We start from the raw sequence: 17,146 nt of genomic DNA, 5'->3' as shown, positions 1-17,146 counted from the left end.
TCGAAACCGGCGGATTCAGACCCCAACTACACCGTCAATCATGAAGAGCCGGATTGATACTGAACGGATTGTCGATGTCGTTGTGCTGGGCCAGGCGGCGCCACAGGAACGGGTTACCCAACGCGTCGGTGGCCAGCAGGTCGAAGCGCACCCCGGTGTACTCCGGGTCCGATTCGCCCTCACCGACCGCCTGGACCGCGTCCTGGACACCGGTGGTTGCCGATTCCTGTTGCGCACCAACGGCATCGGCGGATGCGCGCGCCAGTTCGTCCTCGTAGGACAGCGCCGCCTCGGCCGCCGACTGCGCCACCCGCACCATCTTCATCCGGAGCCACGACCGGCGCGGCCGCCCGTCGACTCCGAAGGCGTCGAACCGTTCGGCCAGCGCGGTGATGATGCACGGGATGTTCCAGCTCTTGCACCAGACCAGCCGGACCAGCGGTGGCCGGCAGTTACCGAGCTCTTCGTCCGAGTTCTCGGCCAGCATGCGCAGTTTGTTGGTCAGGGCGCGCACGTCCGTCGGCCGGTTCTGTTCCTCGACGAAGTCGACGTCGAAGAGCAGGTCGAGCGTCAGCTCCGTGCGACCGCCTCCCGTGAACTGCAACGGATCGTCGGCCAGGCCTGTCCCCGTCAGCTGACCCGACGCGGTACCGCGGGTCCGCACCCCGGCCAGGCGCGTCATCGTGACGGACTCGGGGTTCAGCATGCAGTCGATGCGCTCGCCGGTCTTGTCGACCAGGAATGCGACGCGCTCCATCACCGGCCTCGCTGTTCATCGTCCAGGCGCGTGACGTCGTGACTGCTGAACGTCGATACCGCCGGCTCCCAGAGCATTTCGTCATCGGGCAGCTCAGGCCAGCGGTCGTCGTCACCGCGCTCGTCCAGCCAGACCGATCCGGCCGCCCGTTCCTCGGGCAGGGGAAATTCCGGCTGTCCGCCGGATGCGGGCGCTGCGCGCTCGAACGACGGCCATTGCTGCCGCGTCGGGCTCCCGTGGTCCTCGAACGCCGGCGCGGCCACCGAAGGCGCCGGCGTGACGGGCCAGTGCACCGTCGGCCGTGGCGCGGCGTTCGGTCGCTGCTCTACTTCTGAAACGTACTGATTCCCAAGCACTCTGGTCCGCGAGGTGTCGAATCCGACAGCCGGCCAGGTCCTTGCCGCAGGGCCGCTGGGCTCGGGGTCGTTCGGGTGGTCCGCCGGCCTGTGGTCGGCGACCGGTGTCGTCGTGCGCACCGACGGCGGTCCTTTGACGGGCCTGCGCCGGATCAGGCGGAGCCGCCGACGCAGCCGTCTCACGGCGGCCGTGAATTGCGGTACCGGCCTGTGGCTGTTTTGCGGAGGCTCGTCGTCAAGGTCCGGCGGCGGTAGTGCCGGCGCCACCGGCTGCGGGGCCGCGATGTTCAGTGCAGACGGCCGGCGCGGCGGGACGCCTGCGTGGACGCCTCCGGCGTGAATACCGCCGCCGCTCAACAACTCTGGGGCACGCTCGCGCACCACGGCGAACCAGTGTTCGTTGCCCGCCGCGGCGGCGGGCAACGGTTCGGCCACCGCCACGGGTGCCCCCGTGCCGGGCTGGACGGCGTCGGCAAGGTACCGGAATACCCGCGCCAGAAAGCTACGCAGACGACGCGCCGGAGCCATTGTTGGTGACCCTCTGGATGCCCTCGTGCGCGATGACCAACGTCTCGATGGCCAGCTCGTGACTCATGGCGTCGAGCACCGCACCGTGCCACTCGGAGGCCCACGCGTTGGCCAGCGTCCATCGCATGACTTCCCCGGTACCCGCCGGATCGCGCAGGACGATCTGCACGAGCCGCCGGTCGACCTGACCGGACACCGCCAGCATCAGCCAGTCCCACAGTTCTGTCGACGACGTGAGGCCGGCCCGGAGCACCACGGGCGAGTACACGGCGCGCCCCGGAACCATGCGGACGACCTGGCTCAGTCCGGCTTCGCGGTACGAGATCCGTTCGATCTTCACGCCGAGACCGCTGACTTCCGTGAAGTGGCCGCTGGCGACCTTGTCGATGATCAATTCGAAGTTGTACGACCGGTGCGGGTCCACCCAGTTGCCCGGTTGTGCTGCTGGTGCGGTCATTTCAGCCACCTACCATTTCGATCTCGGTTCCTCCGCTCCACTGGCTTATCTGGAAGACCACGAACTCCGCGGGCTTGACCGGGGCAACACCGACGAGCGCGGTGACCCGCCCGGCATTGCGTTCCTCGACCGGGTTGGTCTCCTCGTCGCATTTGACGAAGAACGCTTCTTGCGGGGTTCGGCCGAACAGCGCGCCGTCGCGCCACACGCGGGTGAGAAATTCGCTGACCGATGTGCTGATCGACGTCCACAACTTGTATTCGTTCGGTTCGAAAACAATCCACGTCGTGCTTTGCGCGATTGATTCCTTCAACATGTTGAACAGCCGGCGCACGTTCAGATAGATGAACGGATCGCCCATGGGCGCGACGGTGCGGGCGCCCCACACCCGAATACCTTCGGCGCCGAACTTGCGGATGCAATTCACACCCGCCGGGTTGAGGTTCGCCTGCTCGCCCCGGGTCACCAGATAGGTGAGGTCGAGGGCGCCGACGATCGGCTCGTTCGCGGGGGCCTTGTGCACGCCGCGGTTGGCATCGACGCGCGCCCACACGCCGGCCATGTGACCACTGGGGGCCGTCGGGACATTCTGTTGGGAGAGCGTGTCGTACGCGACGATCCACGGGAAGTAGAACGCACCGTAGCTGGACGGCCGCGGCCGCAGTCCGTTCGCCTCCGGGGCGGCCGCATGCGCGGGCGGTGGAGCCTCGCCTTCGGCTCCGTCCTCGGGTTTGTCGGGCTTGTCCGGTCTGCCGGGACCACGCGGCGACTCGAGGGTGCCGACCGTGACGAGGCTCCCGATGTCGTCGACCTCGGCGGGCGCGTCGAGGATGGCGACCCGGTCCTCCAGCCGCTCGCAATGCCCCAGCAGCGCCTCGTAGCTCTGCACCCCGACGTATCCCGGCGCCGCGACGATCGCGACCTCGTCGACCGCTTCGAGCAACTGCAGGCCACTGCGCCGGGCGCCGCCGCCCTCGATGGCCTGGCCCTCGGGATGGTTGACGATGTAACAGCGTCCGCCACCGTTGGCGAAGAAGCCCCACACCGCCCGGGACAGCGCGGTGCCTTGTGGCCGTGGGACGTTCGCGAAGTTGCGCACGAACTCGGTCCAGCTGTTCACCGCCTTGGCTTCCCCGAGCAGCGCCCCGGCATCGGGAGCCTGACCCACGAACGCGGCGGTACTGGTGCCGACGGCCTGGATCGGGCGTGCGCCACTCGGGACTTCCTGCACGTAGACGCCGGGCGCCCCAATTGCACTCGTCATGGTCGGACTCCTTCGGATGCGGGTTTCGGGGTGAGGTTGATGCGCAGTTCCTCGGTGACGATCGGGACCTGCGGGGTGGGCCGGGCGATGATGACGGGCATGTCGAACAGCAGCGCGATCCGCGGCGCGCACCCCAACGCGAGCCAGGTTTCGGGGCTGAGCGGCGTCAGGTCGACGGCCGGGTCACCGGCCTCGGTCGCTGCGACAAGGGCTTTGCCGAGCATGACGGCGTTGCCGGTCACCAGATGCCGGACCCGCAGGCGCAGCGGCTCCAGCGCGCGGTGGGTCCGCAATTCACGCTCGGACTGCAACTCGAGCGGCCAGACGCTCAGCCCTTCATCGGCCACCTTGGGCGGGGCGATCTGGACCGCATCGCCCGAGATGTCCTTGAGCCACGCCACCACTTTCGAGGTGGCCGCGGCGAGCGGTCCGTCAGACTGCCCATCGGAAGAGGTCATGGCACGGGGCGATCAGGCAGCAATGCAGTACGACTGATACGGGTTCCGGTCACATCGCTCATCGGCGAATTCCCTCGGATCAGCTAATGCATGTTTGATACGTGATCACTACGCCCACCATCGGCGCACCTACCAAAGACTGCTGCGCTATTCCCAACCGTGCGATTTTAGAGTCGAAATAGCGATTGCTGGGGGCTTTCTGTGAAATCACGACTATTCGTAAACCCCCTCCACATACCACCGCCGTTGCCGGTAACACAACAGCAACGCACGGCTCTCCCCATCGCCCCCGAGCAGCACCTGAGCTCGAGCCGTGCGACCCTTCCCCCGCTCCGGATCCCACCAGCGTTCGTCGACGGGCCACGGCCCCGCCCACCACCGCAACGCCCCGCGATACCCCGAACCCGTCAGCCCCACGGGATCGGTGGAGAACATGCCGCGGTCGGTCACCCGAACCGAATCACCGCGTACATCAACAAGATCCACCGGATCATCCAGCAGGACCACCGGGGCCGGCTCCGGCAGCCGTCCCGGCCAGGGCTGCGTCGGATCGCTGCGCGGCACCACCTCGTCCCCCAGCGGGGTGAGCGTGATGCGCTCTGCCGGTCCCCGTCCACCACTGAGTACCGGCACCTGCACCGCCTCCGGCCCCAGCAGACCCTGGACCCGCACCAGTGCCCGCCGGGCCCGCATCCGGTCGTCATCGCCGGAGGACCCCCACAACGGCAACTGCAGCGCCGCGGCCGAGACCATCTCCACTGGGTGCAGCCGCAGCACCGTGATGGGCGCAGTGGGTCCGGCCCCGCCCAGCCCCCGCCTGGTCAACCAGCCGTCCAGCTGCCACCGCACCCGATCCGCCGTGGCCTCCTCGGTCAGCGGCTCGGCACACCGCCAAACACGTTGCAACTCTTCCCCGTTGGCGGTGACCGCATCGATGGCCAGCCGGGTGCACCCCACCCCGGCGGCCTCCAGGCTGCGGTGCAACCGGCCCGCCAACGAACGCCCGGCAAAAGCGGCCGCGTCCACCCGGTCGATCGGCGGATCACAGTCCATCACGGCATCGAGGTCCGACGGCGTCTCCGGCCCCGCCGGCCGGCGGGCCGGCTCGCCCCGGGCGAACCGGTGCGCGACCACCGCATCGGCCCCGAACCGGGACGCCACGTCGGTCCGGGACAGCGCGGCGAACTGCCCGATGGTCCGAATACCCATGCGCCACAACAAATCCGCCAGCTCTTCCCGGCCCTCACCGGACAGGCTCGGTTCGGTGGCCAGCTGCCGGATGGACAATCCGGCGAGAAACTGCGCGTCCTCCCCCGCCGCGAGGATCCGTCCCGCCCGGGCCGCGAAGACCGCCGTGGGCAACTGGTCGGCAATGCCCACCTGGCATTCGACCCCGGCCGCGCCCACCGCGTCGACCAACCGCTCGGCCGCGGCCTGCTCGGATCCGAAATACCGGGCCGCCCCACGCACCGGCAACACCAGCAGGCCCGGCCGCAGCACCTCCGCGCGCGGCACCACCTCGTCGACCGCGGCCGTCACACCCTCGAAATGACGGGCGTCGCGCCCCGGATCGGCTGTGGCGACGTGCAATTGCGGGCAGCGAGCCTGGGCCTCCCTGCGCCGCAAGCCCCTTCGGACCCCCGCTGCCCGAGCCGACGCCGAACAGGCCGCCACCCGGTTCGCCAGGGTGACCGCCACCGGCTCGGTCACCGGCAGCCCGGCCGCCACCGCCGCCGCCACCGCGGGCCAGTCCATGCACCAGATGGCCAGTACCCGGGACATCTCAGCCACCCACCGCTCGCAGCGGGCGCATCGAGCGGCCCCGGGCCCGCGTGTCCAGCCGCACCCGGCCGATCCGCCCGCACCCGGGCACCGGATCCCCGGCACCCGCGCCGACCACCTCATACCCGCGAACCCTGGCATCCAACCGGGCCGTCGCCCCGGGCCAGTCGCCGTCGGTGACCAGCAGGGTGCACTCGCGCTGTCGGGCCCGGGACGCCACCACCCGGGCCCGGCCGGCCGGAACCGACTTTCCGCCCAGGCCGAGCAACACCAGGTCGAGCCCGTCCATGAGCACCGCGGCCACCTCGACGGGGTCCGGTCCCGGATCGGGGATGAGCGCGATGCGGTCCAGGTCGGCCCCCATCTCCACCGCGGCCAGCAGCCCGACCCTGGGCTGGCCGACGATGGCTGCGTACCCACCGGACGCCGTCACCGCGGCCACCATCCGCAACGGCAACGACCGGGCCCCCGAGAGCACCGCGACGGTGCCCCGGGGCAACACGTCAGGTAGCAGCTCAGACTGGGAATCCTTGGGCTCCAGCAAACTTTCGACAACTTTCGGGGCCGGCTCCGGCCGCCCCCGGTCCCGTCCCCGCAAACCTGCCGGCCCGGACATCTCGGCAATCTTGCGCCGGAGCTGTTCCAGCTGGTCAGCGCGGTCAATCCGGCTATTCGCCAGACTGGTCACAGCCGCCACAACAACACCTCCCGCACCATCAGCCACACTCGAATTCGAATATTTGTTCGATATCGTGAGTAAACACCCACCCACCGACACGGTCAAGCCGCGCTGCGCACCACACACCTGCCGCCGTCGCGTCCAGGCGGTACGCTCGAATCTGGAACCGATCTGAAGTTCCGCCCCCAGAACTCATCCCGGGTCTGGTGGACCACCGCCCAGTCGAAGGGACCCCGACATGCGCTCGAACCGCCTGGTCCACCGCGTCACCGCCGCCGCCGGCGGCACCGCACTCATCGCGATGATCGGCCTCACCGCCGGCTGCGGTGGAGAGAAGAAAGCCCCCGAGACGCCCTCGTCGACCACCACGACGACCACGACCACATCGGCGGTCACCCCGACCGAGAAGTCCCTCAACCCGAACGGCGGCAACCTGTTCACTCCGTCGGTCACCGCCAACCCGGCGCCCACTGCCACACCCGGCACCCACCGCAACTGACAACCGACCCGGGTCGCCAACCGACCCAGCACAATCCGGGTCGGCGCTACCGTTGCTACATGTCGCCGCCGACTCGGACACCGTCAAAGCGATGGCTGGTCGCCCTGGCCCTCATCGCCACCCTGACCCTGGTCTTCAACCTGCCCACCCCGGGCCGGCCGACCGCGGCGCCGGACCAACCGTCAGGCACCATCGACGGCCCCTTCGCGTCGTTGCTGGCCTCCTCGACCGATCTCGGGCTCGCGCATCCGCAGCGCGTCCAGCTCACCGCCGCCCTCGATGACGACTACCGCCCGGATGCGCTGATCAACTGGGCTGAGCTGCAACGGCTTTCGGTGCGCTGGCGGCCGGGCGACAACTGGGCCGTCGTCGAAGGCGATCCTGATCGCATGGGCGCCGCCTTCGGCGTCGAGGTGCACGACTACCGAAGCCGGCGCGGGCAGGAGTTCTACGCCGCACCGCAACAACCCCGGATTCCCTCCGAGTTGCACGGCACCGTCAGCGAATTGGGCCGGATCCTCAGCTACACCCCGCACCACGATTCGACACCGCCGGACCCGCCGTCGGGCGTCCCGGAACGCGGCCTGGCCCCGAGCCACCTACTCAGCGCCTACCACGCCGACAAGTTGGGAGCCGCCGGCTATACCGGCAAGGGCACCACGGTGGTGGTCTTCGCCTTCAACGGCTACGACCAAGCCGACCTGGACCAGTTCTCCACCACCTTCGGCCTGCCCAAATTCACCCCGACCCTGGTCGGCGGCCAACCCGGCGACGAGCGGGGCGAGACCACCATGGACCTCGAGGTCATCCATGCCGTCGCGCCCGACGCCCGGCTGGTCGTGGTCAACGCCCGTCCCACCGTCACCGGCGCCGGCGCGTACCTGAAGATCGGCGAGATGTTCGAGAAGACCGACCGTGATTTCCCGGGCGCGATCTGGAGCCTGTCGATCGGCTGGGGTTGCGACAAGCTGACCACCGCGGCCGACCTCGCGCCCGTGCGGTCGGCGCTGGCCGCCGCAGAAGCCCACGGCACCACAGCCTTTGACGCCAGCGGCGACCTGGCCGGGCTGGAATGTAAAGGCGGCGACGACTGGGATTCCCCACCCGGCCCCAGCGACGTCGGGCTGGATTCGGTGGCGTCGCTGCCCGAGATGACCAACGTCGGCGGCAGCACCCTGTCCACCGACGCCGACGGCCAGTGGTTGGACGAACAGGCCTGGTTCAACGTCCCACTGTCGCAGGGCACCGGTGGCGGTGTTTCCGCACTGTTCGACCAGCCCCGCTGGCAGGCGGACGCGGCGACCCAGGTGGACCCGAAGCGCAGCGCCGGGAAGCGCATGACGCCGGATATCTCGGCGGTCGCCGATCCCTACACCGGCGTGCGGATCGTGGTGGACAAAGAGGTGGTCGTCGGTGGTGGCACCTCGCAGGCCGCGCCGATCTGGGCAGGACTGACCGCGGTCATGACGCAATATCTCACCGCGAACGGTGGGCGTCCGATCGGTGCGCTCAACCCGCTGCTGTATCGCATCGCCACCGGCGCCCCACGACCGGCATTCCGCGACGTCATCCTGGGCGGCAACGCCATTGACACCGCGGGCCCGGGCTATGACCTGGTCAGCGGCCTCGGCACCCCGAACCTGGAGAACCTGGCGGAAAACCTGTTGTTGCTGCAGAAAGTGACGCAATGACTCAGCGAGAAGCGGAGGCGGATCGCGCATGAGCGTTGAGCTCCAAGACCGGCCCGTGATGGAGTGCGGGGTCTGCCAGCTGGACGTCCCGGCCGGCGAGTACTGCGGACTGTGCGGCGCACCGCTGAGCAAGCATCAGCACGACGGACCAGACTGGCTGCGGGCCCGTTCATTCAGTGCCGCGCCGGGCGAGCGACTGTTCCGGCTGTCGATCACCAGTTCGCTGTTCCCGCACCTGTCCCCGAAGTCGCGGACGTCGTTCCTGATCGGCATCGTCGCCCTGGTGCTCGCACTGGCGGCCACCGCGACCCTGCGCCTGCCCGGCGCACTGGCTGCCGTGGCAGTCCTGGGACTGCCGGTGATCTTCGGAATCTATGTCCGGGAATCCGAATTCAACCGGGATGCCCCCCGCGGCAATCTCCTATTGGCCGCAGTGATGGGCGTCATCCTCGGGGTGGCCTGGGCACTGATCACCGGTGCCGCAACCGCGCGGTCCTACGGCATCCCGTTTGGTGCCGGCGTCGCGGCGGCCCGCGTGCTGAGCACCGGTAGCGGCGTCACCCTCGGCGGCCTCCTGATCATGCAAGTGCCGACCCTGGTAATCCGACTGGTCCGGCCCGGACACCGAGAAGCCTTGCACGGCTATGTTATTGGCGCCAATGCCGCCATCTATTTCACCGCCGCCGCGTGTCTGACCAGGCTGGCCCCGCAATTCGCCACCGGTGTCGTCAACCGGGACCGTCCGCTGCAGGGGCTGTTGATCGAGGGGGCCATCCGCGGTTTCGCGATGCCCATCATCGCCGCCACGGTCGGTGGCCTCATCGGTGCGGCCCTGTGGTTCACCCGCCCACCGAACAAAGCGCATCAGCACCGCGGCTACGTCCGCCTGATTCTGACGGCGACGGCGGTCATCGTCGGCGTACTGTTCGCTCTGCTCGGGCTGATCGATGCCGCTCAGCTGTCCCAGTGGCTGCTGCTCACCCTGGATCTGACGCTCACCGCTGTCGCGCTGCTGGCATTACGCATCGGGCTGCATCTGGCCCTGCTGCATGAAGAGCACGACGCGGTGAACATGGACGAACCGCTGCTATGTGCTCAATGCGGCCACGTGGTCCCCGACGCCCCGTTCTGCGCAGCCTGCGGCGCGGCGACCCGGGCATCGTCACGGACTGCTCGATACAGCCAGCGGCACGGCCGGTTCACGCGAGCCGCCGACGCCACCGACGACGATCTCAGCGTGGGACTGCTCCCCGGCTATTCGTGGCACTCCGGCGCCTATGCCGGCACGCCAACCCCGACCACGAAACGCGCACAGGTCGGCCTGGCACTCGTCCTCGCCGCTGTGGTGGTGGGTGCGCTCATGGTCGGGGTGTCCGGGCTGCTGTCGAAACCGGCGATGCGGTACATGTGTCCCCCGGAGTGCGGGCACCCGCCGATGGGCGAGCCGGTGACGCTCAACCCCCGATTCACCGCGCCCGACGGCTCGTTCAGCGTCGCCTACCCGGCCGCTGGATCGGCCTATGACGTGACCAAGGACGATCACGGTGTGCTCGCGAAACTCCTGGCCGGCGACGGTGGGATGCTGCAGCTGTTCAGCCGTCCGGCGGCCGGACGTAGCCCGAAAGACATTGCGGCCGAATTGATCAAGTCCTCCTATCCAGATGCCAAGACGGCGTACGAGATTCCGAACGCCATGGTCGGGTACCACGCCGGCTACGGCGTCGTTGCCGATTGGTATCCACAAGGCGCCAGCCGTGAATACACCCGGATGCGGCTGCTGGCGTTGGTGGCAGTCAAGAACGACCTGGCACTGATTGCCGCCGCAGCCGGCCCATATCACCGATTCGGGCCCGACTTCGGATCGGGGAAGCCGTCGGCCGTCGGCCTGCAACTCGCGCTCGACATGGGCCAGTACGTCAACAGCTTCGCCTGGCGGGGCGACCCGCCGCGCTGACTCACTCCCACTCGATGGTGCCCGGCGGCTTGCTGGTGATGTCCAGCACCACGCGGTTGACCTCGGGCACCTCGTTGGTGATCCGGGTCGAAATGCGTTCCAGCACTTCGTAAGGCACGCGGGTCCAGTCGGCGGTCATGGCGTCCTCGCTGGACACCGGACGCAGCACGATCGGATGTCCGTAGGTCCGCCCGTCACCCTGCACGCCGACCGAACGCACGTCGGCCAGCAGCACCACCGGGCACTGCCAGATGCTCTGGTCCTGGCCGGCGGCGGTCAGCTCCTCGCGGGCGATCGCGTCGGCGCGGCGCAGCGTGTCCAGCCGCGGCCCCGTCACCTCGCCGACGATGCGAATGCCCAGACCCGGACCCGGGAAAGGTTGGCGCCCAACGATTTCCTCGGGCAGGCCCAGTTCGCGACCGACAGCGCGCACCTCGTCCTTGAACAGCAACCGAAGCGGCTCAACAAGTTTGAACTTCAGGTCCTCGGGCAGGCCGCCGACGTTGTGGTGGCTCTTGATGTTGGCGGTACCGGTGCCGCCGCCGGATTCGACGACGTCCGGGTACAGCGTGCCCTGCACCAGGAACTCGATCCCAGAATCAGGCACGGCTTCGCTGTCCGCCAAAATGTCGCGCACCGCGCCCTCGAACGCCCGGATGAACTCGCGGCCGATGATCTTGCGCTTGCCTTCGGGATTCGTGACGCCCGACAGCGCGTCGAGGAAGCGGTCAGCCACGTCGATGGTGACCAGCTTGGCGCCGGTCGCCGCGACGAAGTCACGCTCCACCTGCTCACGCTCGCCCGCACGCAGCAGACCGTGGTCGACGAACACGCAGGTCAGACGATCGCCGATGGCCCGCTGCACCAGCGCGGCCGCCACCGCCGAGTCGACGCCGCCGGACAGTCCGCAGATGGCCTGGCCGTCACCGATCTGCTCGCGCACCTGCTCGACCAGCTGGTCGGCGATGTTGGCCGCGGTCCAGGTCGCGCCGATGCCGGCGAAGTCGTGCAGGAACCGGCTGAGCACCTGCTGGCCGTGCGGCGAGTGCATCACTTCGGGGTGGTACTGGACGCCGGCCAGCTTGCGGGCCCGGTCCTCGAAGGCGGCGACCGGGGCGCCGGGGCTGCTGGCCACCACGTCGAACCCGGCGGGTGCCGCGGTGACCGCATCACCGTGGCTCATCCACACCGGCTGCGTGGCGGGCAGGCCTGAATGCAGTTCTCCGCCGGCAACTTTCAGCTCGGTGCGGCCGTATTCACTGGTGCCGGTGTGCGCCACGGTGCCGCCGAGCGCCTGGGCCATGGCCTGGAACCCGTAGCAGATACCGAAGACCGGGACGCCGAGGTCGAAGATCGCCGCGTCGAGTTGCGGCGCGCCTTCGTCGTAGACACTGGACGGACCACCGGACAGCACGATGGCCTGCGGGTTCTTGGCCTTGATGTCCTCGACCGTCGCGGTATGCGGCAGCACCTCGGAGAACACCCGAGCCTCGCGGACCCGGCGGGCGATCAGCTGCGCGTACTGCGCACCGAAGTCGATGACCAGGACGGGCTGTGAAGCTGGTGTTTGCACCCGCTCAGTCTAGTGGTGGGCATCGGGAGTCACGGCGCCGCCTGACCCAGGGATTTGTGCACGATTTTTCGCGGCGACCGCGGAAAATCGTGCACAAAATCCCAGTTAAACCGGGGTGATCGGCAGCCGGCGCAGCGCACCGGGGGCGTCGGCGGGGACGACGGGACGGTCCGGCGCGACCGGATCGATCCGCTGGTAGGGCTCACCCTGTGCCGGACGCGGGTCGTCCTGTCCCTTGTTCGGCCACAGCGATGCCGCACGCTCGGCCTGCGCCGCGATCGAAAGCGACGGGTTCACACCGAGATTCGCCGAAATCGCGGCACCGTCGGTGACGAACAGCGTCGGGTAGTTGTAGACGCGGTGGTACGGGTCGATGACACCGCTCGCCGGGCTGTCGCCGATCGCCGCGCCGCCCAGGAAGTGGGCGGTCAGCGGGATGTTGAACAGCTCGCCCCACGTGCCGCCTGCGATACCGCCGACCTTCTCGGCCATCCGCCGGGTCGCCTCGTTGCCCACCGGAATCCACGTCGGGTTGGGCTCGCCGTGGCCCTGCTTGGACGACATGATGCGGATGCCACCAGGACCACGCTTGGTGAACGTGGTGATCGAGTTGTCGAGGTGCTGCATCACCAGTGCGATCACCGTGCGCTCGCTCCACCGCTGCGGGTTGAGCAGCCGGATCAGCTCACGCGGATCCTCGCCGGCCTGATCCAGGAACTGCCTCCACCGCGGCACGTCGGTGCCCTGCGGGCCGGCACCGTCCGTCATGAGCGTCTGCAGCATGCCCATCGCGTTGGAGCCCTTGCCGTACCGCACGGGTTCGATGTGGGTATCCGGCGTCGGGTGGATCGACGACGTGATGGCCACGCCGTGCGTCAGATCCATGTCCGTCGGCACCTCGCGGGTCTGGGCACCCACGATGGATTCGGAGTTGGTCCGGGTCAGCACGCCGAGCTTGTCCGACAGCTTGGTCAGCTTGCCGGTGTCGCGCACCTTGAACAGCAGCTTCTGGGTGTTGTACGTGCCCGCCGCCACGATGAGGTACTTGGCGGTGAAGGTCCGCTTGCCGCGCCGCACCTTGCCGTTGGTGCGTCGGGTCGACACCTCCCACAGCCCGTCGCCGCGCTGCTGGAAGCTGGTGACCGTGGTGAGCGGATGTACTTGCGCCCCAGCCTTTTCCGCAAGACCGAGGTAGTTCTTCACCAGCGTGTTCTTGGCGCCGTGCCGGCAGCCGGTCATGCACTCGCCGCACTCGATGCAGCCGGTGCGCGCCGGGCCCGCCCCGCCGAAGTAGGGATCGGGCACCGTCTTGCCCGGGGTCTTCTCACCGTCGGGGCCGAAAAACACGCCGACGGGCGTCGCGACGAACGTGTCGGCGCAGCCCATGTCCTCGGCGACCTCTTTGATGATCCTGTCCGCGTCGGTGAACGTCGGGTTCTTGACCACACCGAGCATGCGCTGCGCCTGCTCGTAGTGCGGCATCAGTTCGGCGCGCCAGTCGGTGATGTTCTTCCACTGCGGGTCGTTGAAGAACGGGTCCGGCGGGATGTAGAGGGTATTGGCGTAGTTCAGCGAACCACCGCCGACACCCGCGCCGGCCAGGATCATCACGTTGCGCAGCAGGTGGATCCGCTGGATGCCGTACATGCCGAACTTGGGGGCCCACAGGAACTTTCGCAGGTCCCACGAGGTCTTTGCGAAGTCGGCGTCGGAATACCGGGGGCCGGCTTCCAACACTCCAACGCGGTAACCCTTCTCGGTGAGTCGGAGGGCGCTGACGCTGCCTCCGAACCCCGAGCCGATGATCAAGACGTCGTAGTCAGGCTCCATGGCAGAAGTATGGACCTACCGCTCGGTAACCAGCTACCAAGGTATGCCTAACTCGCTACCGTCGGTACTAGCTACCGACGGTCAGCCCGACCTTCTGAAACTCCTTGAGGTCGCAGTACCCGGCCTTGGCCATCGAGCGACGCAGACCGCCGACCAGGTTGAGCGAGCCGAAGGGGTCGTCGGACGGGCCGTTGAGCACGTGATCGAGCGACGGACGCTCACCCAGCGCGACCTGCAGCAGCGCACCGCGCGGGAGCGACGGATGCGCGGCAGCGGCGGGCCAGAACCAGCCGTCACCAGGCGCTTCGGCAGCGGCGGCCAACGGGGTGCCCAGGAGGACCGCGTCGGCGCCGCAGGCGATGGCCTTGGCCAGGTCGCCCGAGGTGTGGATGTCGCCGTCGGCCAGCACGTGCACGTAGCGGCCGCCGGTCTCGTCGAGGTACTCGCGGCGCGCGGCGGCGGCGTCGGCGATGGCGGTGGCCATCGGCACGCTGATGCCCAGGACCTCGTCGCTGGTCGTGGCGCCGTAGGTCGAGCCGTAGCCGACGATGACGCCGGCCGCACCGGTGCGCATCAGATGCAGCGCGGTGCGGTGGTCGAGCACGCCACCGGCCACCACCGGCACGTCCAGCTCGGAGATGAAGGTCTTGAGATTGAGCGGCTCACCGTCTTGCGCCACCCGCTCGGCCGAGATGATGGTGCCCTGGATGACCAGCAGGTCGATCCCGGCTGCGACCAGCGTCGACGTCAGGGCCTGGGCGTTCTGCGGGCTGACGCGCACCGCGGTGGTGACGCCGGCCTCCCGGACCCGCGCGACGGCGGCACCCAGCAGCTCGGGGTCCAGCGGCGCCGCGTGGAGCTGCTGCAGCAGCCGGACGGCTGCCGACGGGTCGTCCTCCTTGGCGGCCAGCTCGACCACCTGCGCGAGCTTGTCCTCGACATCGCGGTGGCGGCCGACGAGTCCTTCACCGTTGAGCACACCGAGGCCGCCGAGACGGCCCATCTCGATGGCGAACTCGGGCGACACCAACGAGTCGGTCGGGTGCGCCAGGACCGGAATCTCGAACCGGTAGGCGTCCAGCTGCCAGGCCGTGGACACGTCCTGGCTGGAGCGGGTGCGCCGCGACGGCACGATGTTGATGTCGTCGAGTTCGTAGGTACGACGAGCGGTCCGGCCCATGCCGATTTCGACCATGTCACGCATGTGTTCTTTGACTTCCCTGTCAGTTAGCGCGAGGAATAGTTCGGTGCTTCGACGGTCATCGTGATGTCGTGCGGGTGGCTTTCCTTCAAGCCCGCCGCGGTGATCTGTACGAACTGCGCCTGCTGCAGTTGTTCGATGGTGGCCGAACCGGTGTAGCCCATGGCAGCCCGCAGACCGCCGGTGAGCTGGTGAATGACGGTGGACAGCGGACCGCGGAACGGCACCCGGCCCTCGATGCCCTCGGGCACCAGCTTGTCCTCGGACAGCACGTCGTCCTGGAAGTAGCGGTCCTTGGAGTAGGACTTGCCCTGACCGCGGCCCTGCATGGCGCCCAGCGAGCCCATCCCGCGGTAGCTCTTGAACTGCTTGCCGTTGACGAAGATCAGGTCGCCCGGCGATTCGGCGGTACCGGCCAGCAGCGAACCGAGCATGGCGGTCGACGCGCCCGCGGCAAGGGCCTTGGCGATATCGCCCGAGTACTGCAGACCACCGTCGGCGATGACCGGCACGCCGTAGGGCCGGCACGCGGCCGTCGCCTCGAGGATCGCGGTGATCTGCGGCGCGCCGACACCGGCGATCACGCGGGTGGTGCAGATGGAGCCGGGCCCGACACCCACCTTGACGGCGTCGGCGCCGGCCTCGCACAGCGCGGCGGCGGCCGACCGGGTGGCGACGTTTCCGCCCACGACCTCGATCTTCTCGCCGACCGCCTTCTTGAGGCGGGCGACCATGTCCAACACGCCGCGGTTGTGCGCGTGCGCGGTGTCGACGATCAGCACGTCGACACCGGCGTCGGCCAGCGTCATGGCGCGGGTCCAGGCGTCGTCACCGACGCCGACGGCGGCACCGACCAGCAGGCGGCCGTCGCTGTCCTTGGTGGCCAGGGGGAACTGCTCGGTCTTGACGAAGTCCTTGACGGTGATCAGGCCGGTGAGCTTGCCGTGTCCGTCGACGATGGGCAGCTTCTCGATCTTGTGCCGGCGTAGCAGGCCCAGCGCGGCTTCCGCGGACACACCTTCCTGCGCGGTGATCAGCGGAGCCTTGGTCATCACCTCGGCGACGGCCTTGTCCTGGTCGACCTCGAACCGCATGTCGCGGTTGGTGATGATGCCGACGAGCTGCCCTGTCGTATCCACGACGGGCAGGCCGGAGATGCGGAACCGGGCGCACATGGCGTCGACCTCGGCCAGGGTGTTGCTCGGCGAGCAGGTGACCGGGTCGGTGACCATCCCTGCCTCGGACCGCTTGACGGTCTCGACCTGGGCGGCCTGCTCACTCAGTGGGAGGTTGCGGTGCAGCACGCCCATGCCGCCGGCGCGGGCCATCGCGATGGCCATCCGGGACTCGGTGACGGTGTCCATGGCCGAACTGACCAGCGGCACCCGCAGCCGGATGTTGCGCGTCAACTGGCTGGACGTATCGGCGGTGGCCGGGATGATGTCCGACGCCGCGGGCAGCAGGAGGACATCGTCAAAGGTCAGCCCGAGCATCGCGACCTTGGTCGGATCGTCACCGCCGGTCGGCACCGGAACAGAGATGGGAACGCTGCTTTCAGCGATCGACATGGGTGGGGCCTCCAGGGCAGACACAGTCGTGGATCTAAAAATCCATCCTATCGGCCGTAACAATGTGCGCCGAACCCCACTATTGCGACGGCTCGCCGGGGTAACGGCTGGCGCATCGCCAGGGGTGATAAGTAGGGTGGACCTGTGCGTGACCACCTGCCGCCGGGCTTGCCACCCGACCCGTTCGCCGACGATCCCATGGACCCGTCGGCCGTTCTGGATGCACTGGAGCCAGGGCAGCCCCTGGATCCACAGGAACGCATGGCCGTAGAGGCCGATCTCGCCGATCTGGCGGTCTACGAAACCTTGTTGGCACACAAGGGCATTCGCGGTCTCGTTGTCTGTTGTGACGAGTGTCAGCAGGACCACTACCACGACTGGGACATGCTGCGGGCGAACCTGCTGCAGCTTCTGGTGGACGGTACCGTCCGCCCGCACGAGCCCGCCTACGATCCCGAGCCTGACGCCTACGTCACGTGGGACTACTGCCGGGGCTACGCGGATGCGTCGCTCAACGAGGCGACGTCCGAGCACGACGGCTACCGCTGA

At 68.5% G+C, this 17,146-nt stretch carries 15 protein-coding genes; 4 read left to right on the top strand and 11 right to left on the bottom strand.

Annotated elements, in window-relative coordinates:
* Positions 1-34: 34 nt before the first annotated feature.
* The 7 genes from EB75_RS23250 to imuA' all read right to left on the bottom strand — a co-directional run bounded on the left by EB75_RS23250 (position 35) and on the right by imuA' (position 6,299).
* Entirely contained in the window at positions 35-757 is a 723-nt protein-coding gene (locus tag EB75_RS23250; protein ID WP_073697609.1) for a CIS tube protein, read from the bottom strand.
* Positions 757-1,641, bottom strand: a complete 885-nt coding sequence (locus EB75_RS23245) for a hypothetical protein (protein ID WP_142239774.1) — start codon at positions 1,639-1,641, stop codon at positions 757-759. Before EB75_RS23245 ends, EB75_RS23250 begins: the two co-directional genes overlap by 1 nt.
* Positions 1,616-2,098 (bottom strand): phage tail protein, encoded by a 483-nt coding sequence (locus EB75_RS23240; RefSeq protein WP_073697607.1) that lies wholly within the window; start codon positions 2,096-2,098, stop codon positions 1,616-1,618. Before EB75_RS23240 ends, EB75_RS23245 begins: the two co-directional genes overlap by 26 nt.
* A 1-nt stretch (position 2,099) precedes the next feature.
* A complete protein-coding gene (locus tag EB75_RS23235; RefSeq protein ID WP_073697606.1) occupies positions 2,100-3,362 on the bottom strand; it encodes a phage tail sheath family protein in 1,263 nt (420 codons plus the stop codon).
* Positions 3,359-3,820 (bottom strand): hypothetical protein, encoded by a 462-nt coding sequence (locus tag EB75_RS23230; RefSeq protein ID WP_073697605.1) that lies wholly within the window; start codon positions 3,818-3,820, stop codon positions 3,359-3,361. Before EB75_RS23230 ends, EB75_RS23235 begins: the two co-directional genes overlap by 4 nt.
* A 213-nt stretch (positions 3,821-4,033) precedes the next feature.
* Positions 4,034-5,602 (bottom strand): Y-family DNA polymerase, encoded by a 1,569-nt coding sequence (locus EB75_RS23225; RefSeq protein ID WP_073697604.1) that lies wholly within the window; start codon positions 5,600-5,602, stop codon positions 4,034-4,036.
* A 1-nt stretch (position 5,603) separates the two neighbouring features.
* A complete protein-coding gene (gene imuA' / locus EB75_RS23220) occupies positions 5,604-6,299 on the bottom strand; it encodes a DnaE2-dependent mutagenesis accessory factor ImuA' (RefSeq protein WP_073697603.1) in 696 nt (231 codons plus the stop codon).
* A 220-nt stretch (positions 6,300-6,519) separates the two neighbouring features.
* On the opposite strand from imuA', the gene EB75_RS23215 reads away from it, so the two are divergent.
* From EB75_RS23215 to EB75_RS23205, 3 genes are read left to right on the top strand one after another with little or no spacing between them, the layout of a single operon-like run.
* Positions 6,520-6,780: a hypothetical protein gene (locus EB75_RS23215; RefSeq protein ID WP_073697602.1), complete on the top strand. Its 261-nt coding sequence runs from the start codon at positions 6,520-6,522 to the stop codon at positions 6,778-6,780.
* A gap of 59 nt (positions 6,781-6,839) precedes the next feature.
* Entirely contained in the window at positions 6,840-8,471 is a 1,632-nt protein-coding gene (locus EB75_RS23210) for a S53 family peptidase (protein WP_073697601.1), read from the top strand.
* Positions 8,472-8,499: 28 nt separating this feature from the next.
* On the top strand, positions 8,500-10,425 hold the full coding sequence (locus EB75_RS23205; protein WP_073697600.1) for a zinc ribbon domain-containing protein: 1,926 nt from the start codon (positions 8,500-8,502) through the stop codon (positions 10,423-10,425).
* Position 10,426: 1 nt separating this feature from the next.
* Here EB75_RS23205 and guaA read toward each other — a convergent pair whose 3' ends face one another.
* The 4 genes from guaA to guaB form a co-directional block, all read right to left on the bottom strand.
* Positions 10,427-11,998 carry a glutamine-hydrolyzing GMP synthase gene (gene guaA / locus EB75_RS23200; protein WP_073697599.1) on the bottom strand — a complete coding sequence of 524 codons (1,572 nt, stop codon included), beginning with the start codon at positions 11,996-11,998 and terminating at the stop codon, positions 10,427-10,429.
* Positions 11,999-12,103: 105 nt separating this feature from the next.
* Positions 12,104-13,828 (bottom strand): GMC family oxidoreductase, encoded by a 1,725-nt coding sequence (locus tag EB75_RS23195; protein WP_073697598.1) that lies wholly within the window; start codon positions 13,826-13,828, stop codon positions 12,104-12,106.
* A gap of 67 nt (positions 13,829-13,895) precedes the next feature.
* Positions 13,896-15,023, bottom strand: a complete 1,128-nt coding sequence (locus tag EB75_RS23190) for a GuaB3 family IMP dehydrogenase-related protein (RefSeq protein ID WP_174557712.1) — start codon at positions 15,021-15,023, stop codon at positions 13,896-13,898.
* 32 nt (positions 15,024-15,055) lie between these two features.
* Positions 15,056-16,597, bottom strand: coding sequence for an IMP dehydrogenase (guaB, locus tag EB75_RS23185; RefSeq protein ID WP_020102482.1), 1,542 nt, complete (start codon positions 16,595-16,597; stop codon positions 15,056-15,058).
* Positions 16,598-16,741: 144 nt separating this feature from the next.
* Between guaB and EB75_RS23180 the strand changes: the two genes are divergently transcribed.
* Positions 16,742-17,146, top strand: coding sequence for a DUF5319 domain-containing protein (locus EB75_RS23180; protein WP_020102483.1), 405 nt, complete (start codon positions 16,742-16,744; stop codon positions 17,144-17,146).

Source organism: Mycobacterium sp. ST-F2, assembly GCF_001905655.1.
Taxonomy (GTDB): Bacteria; Actinomycetota; Actinomycetes; order Mycobacteriales; family Mycobacteriaceae; genus Mycobacterium.
The sequence above is the reverse complement of the archived record's forward strand: the minus strand, read 5'-3'. Positions and strand labels throughout refer to the sequence as shown.

Coding starts and splice junctions, on each gene's coding strand:
- EB75_RS23250 (WP_073697609.1), bottom strand. CDS start 757: ATGGAGCGCGTCGCATTCCTGGTCGACAAGACCGGCGAGCGCATCGAC.
- EB75_RS23245 (WP_142239774.1), bottom strand. CDS start 1,641: ATGGCTCCGGCGCGTCGTCTGCGTAGCTTTCTGGCGCGGGTATTCCGG.
- EB75_RS23240 (WP_073697607.1), bottom strand. CDS start 2,098: ATGACCGCACCAGCAGCACAACCGGGCAACTGGGTGGACCCGCACCGG.
- EB75_RS23235 (WP_073697606.1), bottom strand. CDS start 3,362: ATGACGAGTGCAATTGGGGCGCCCGGCGTCTACGTGCAGGAAGTCCCG.
- EB75_RS23230 (WP_073697605.1), bottom strand. CDS start 3,820: ATGACCTCTTCCGATGGGCAGTCTGACGGACCGCTCGCCGCGGCCACC.
- EB75_RS23225 (WP_073697604.1), bottom strand. CDS start 5,602: ATGTCCCGGGTACTGGCCATCTGGTGCATGGACTGGCCCGCGGTGGCG.
- EB75_RS23215 (WP_073697602.1), top strand. CDS start 6,520: ATGCGCTCGAACCGCCTGGTCCACCGCGTCACCGCCGCCGCCGGCGGC.
- EB75_RS23210 (WP_073697601.1), top strand. CDS start 6,840: ATGTCGCCGCCGACTCGGACACCGTCAAAGCGATGGCTGGTCGCCCTG.
- EB75_RS23205 (WP_073697600.1), top strand. CDS start 8,500: ATGAGCGTTGAGCTCCAAGACCGGCCCGTGATGGAGTGCGGGGTCTGC.
- EB75_RS23195 (WP_073697598.1), bottom strand. CDS start 13,828: ATGGAGCCTGACTACGACGTCTTGATCATCGGCTCGGGGTTCGGAGGC.
- EB75_RS23190 (WP_174557712.1), bottom strand. CDS start 15,023: ATGGTCGAAATCGGCATGGGCCGGACCGCTCGTCGTACCTACGAACTC.
- guaB (WP_020102482.1), bottom strand. CDS start 16,597: ATGTCGATCGCTGAAAGCAGCGTTCCCATCTCTGTTCCGGTGCCGACC.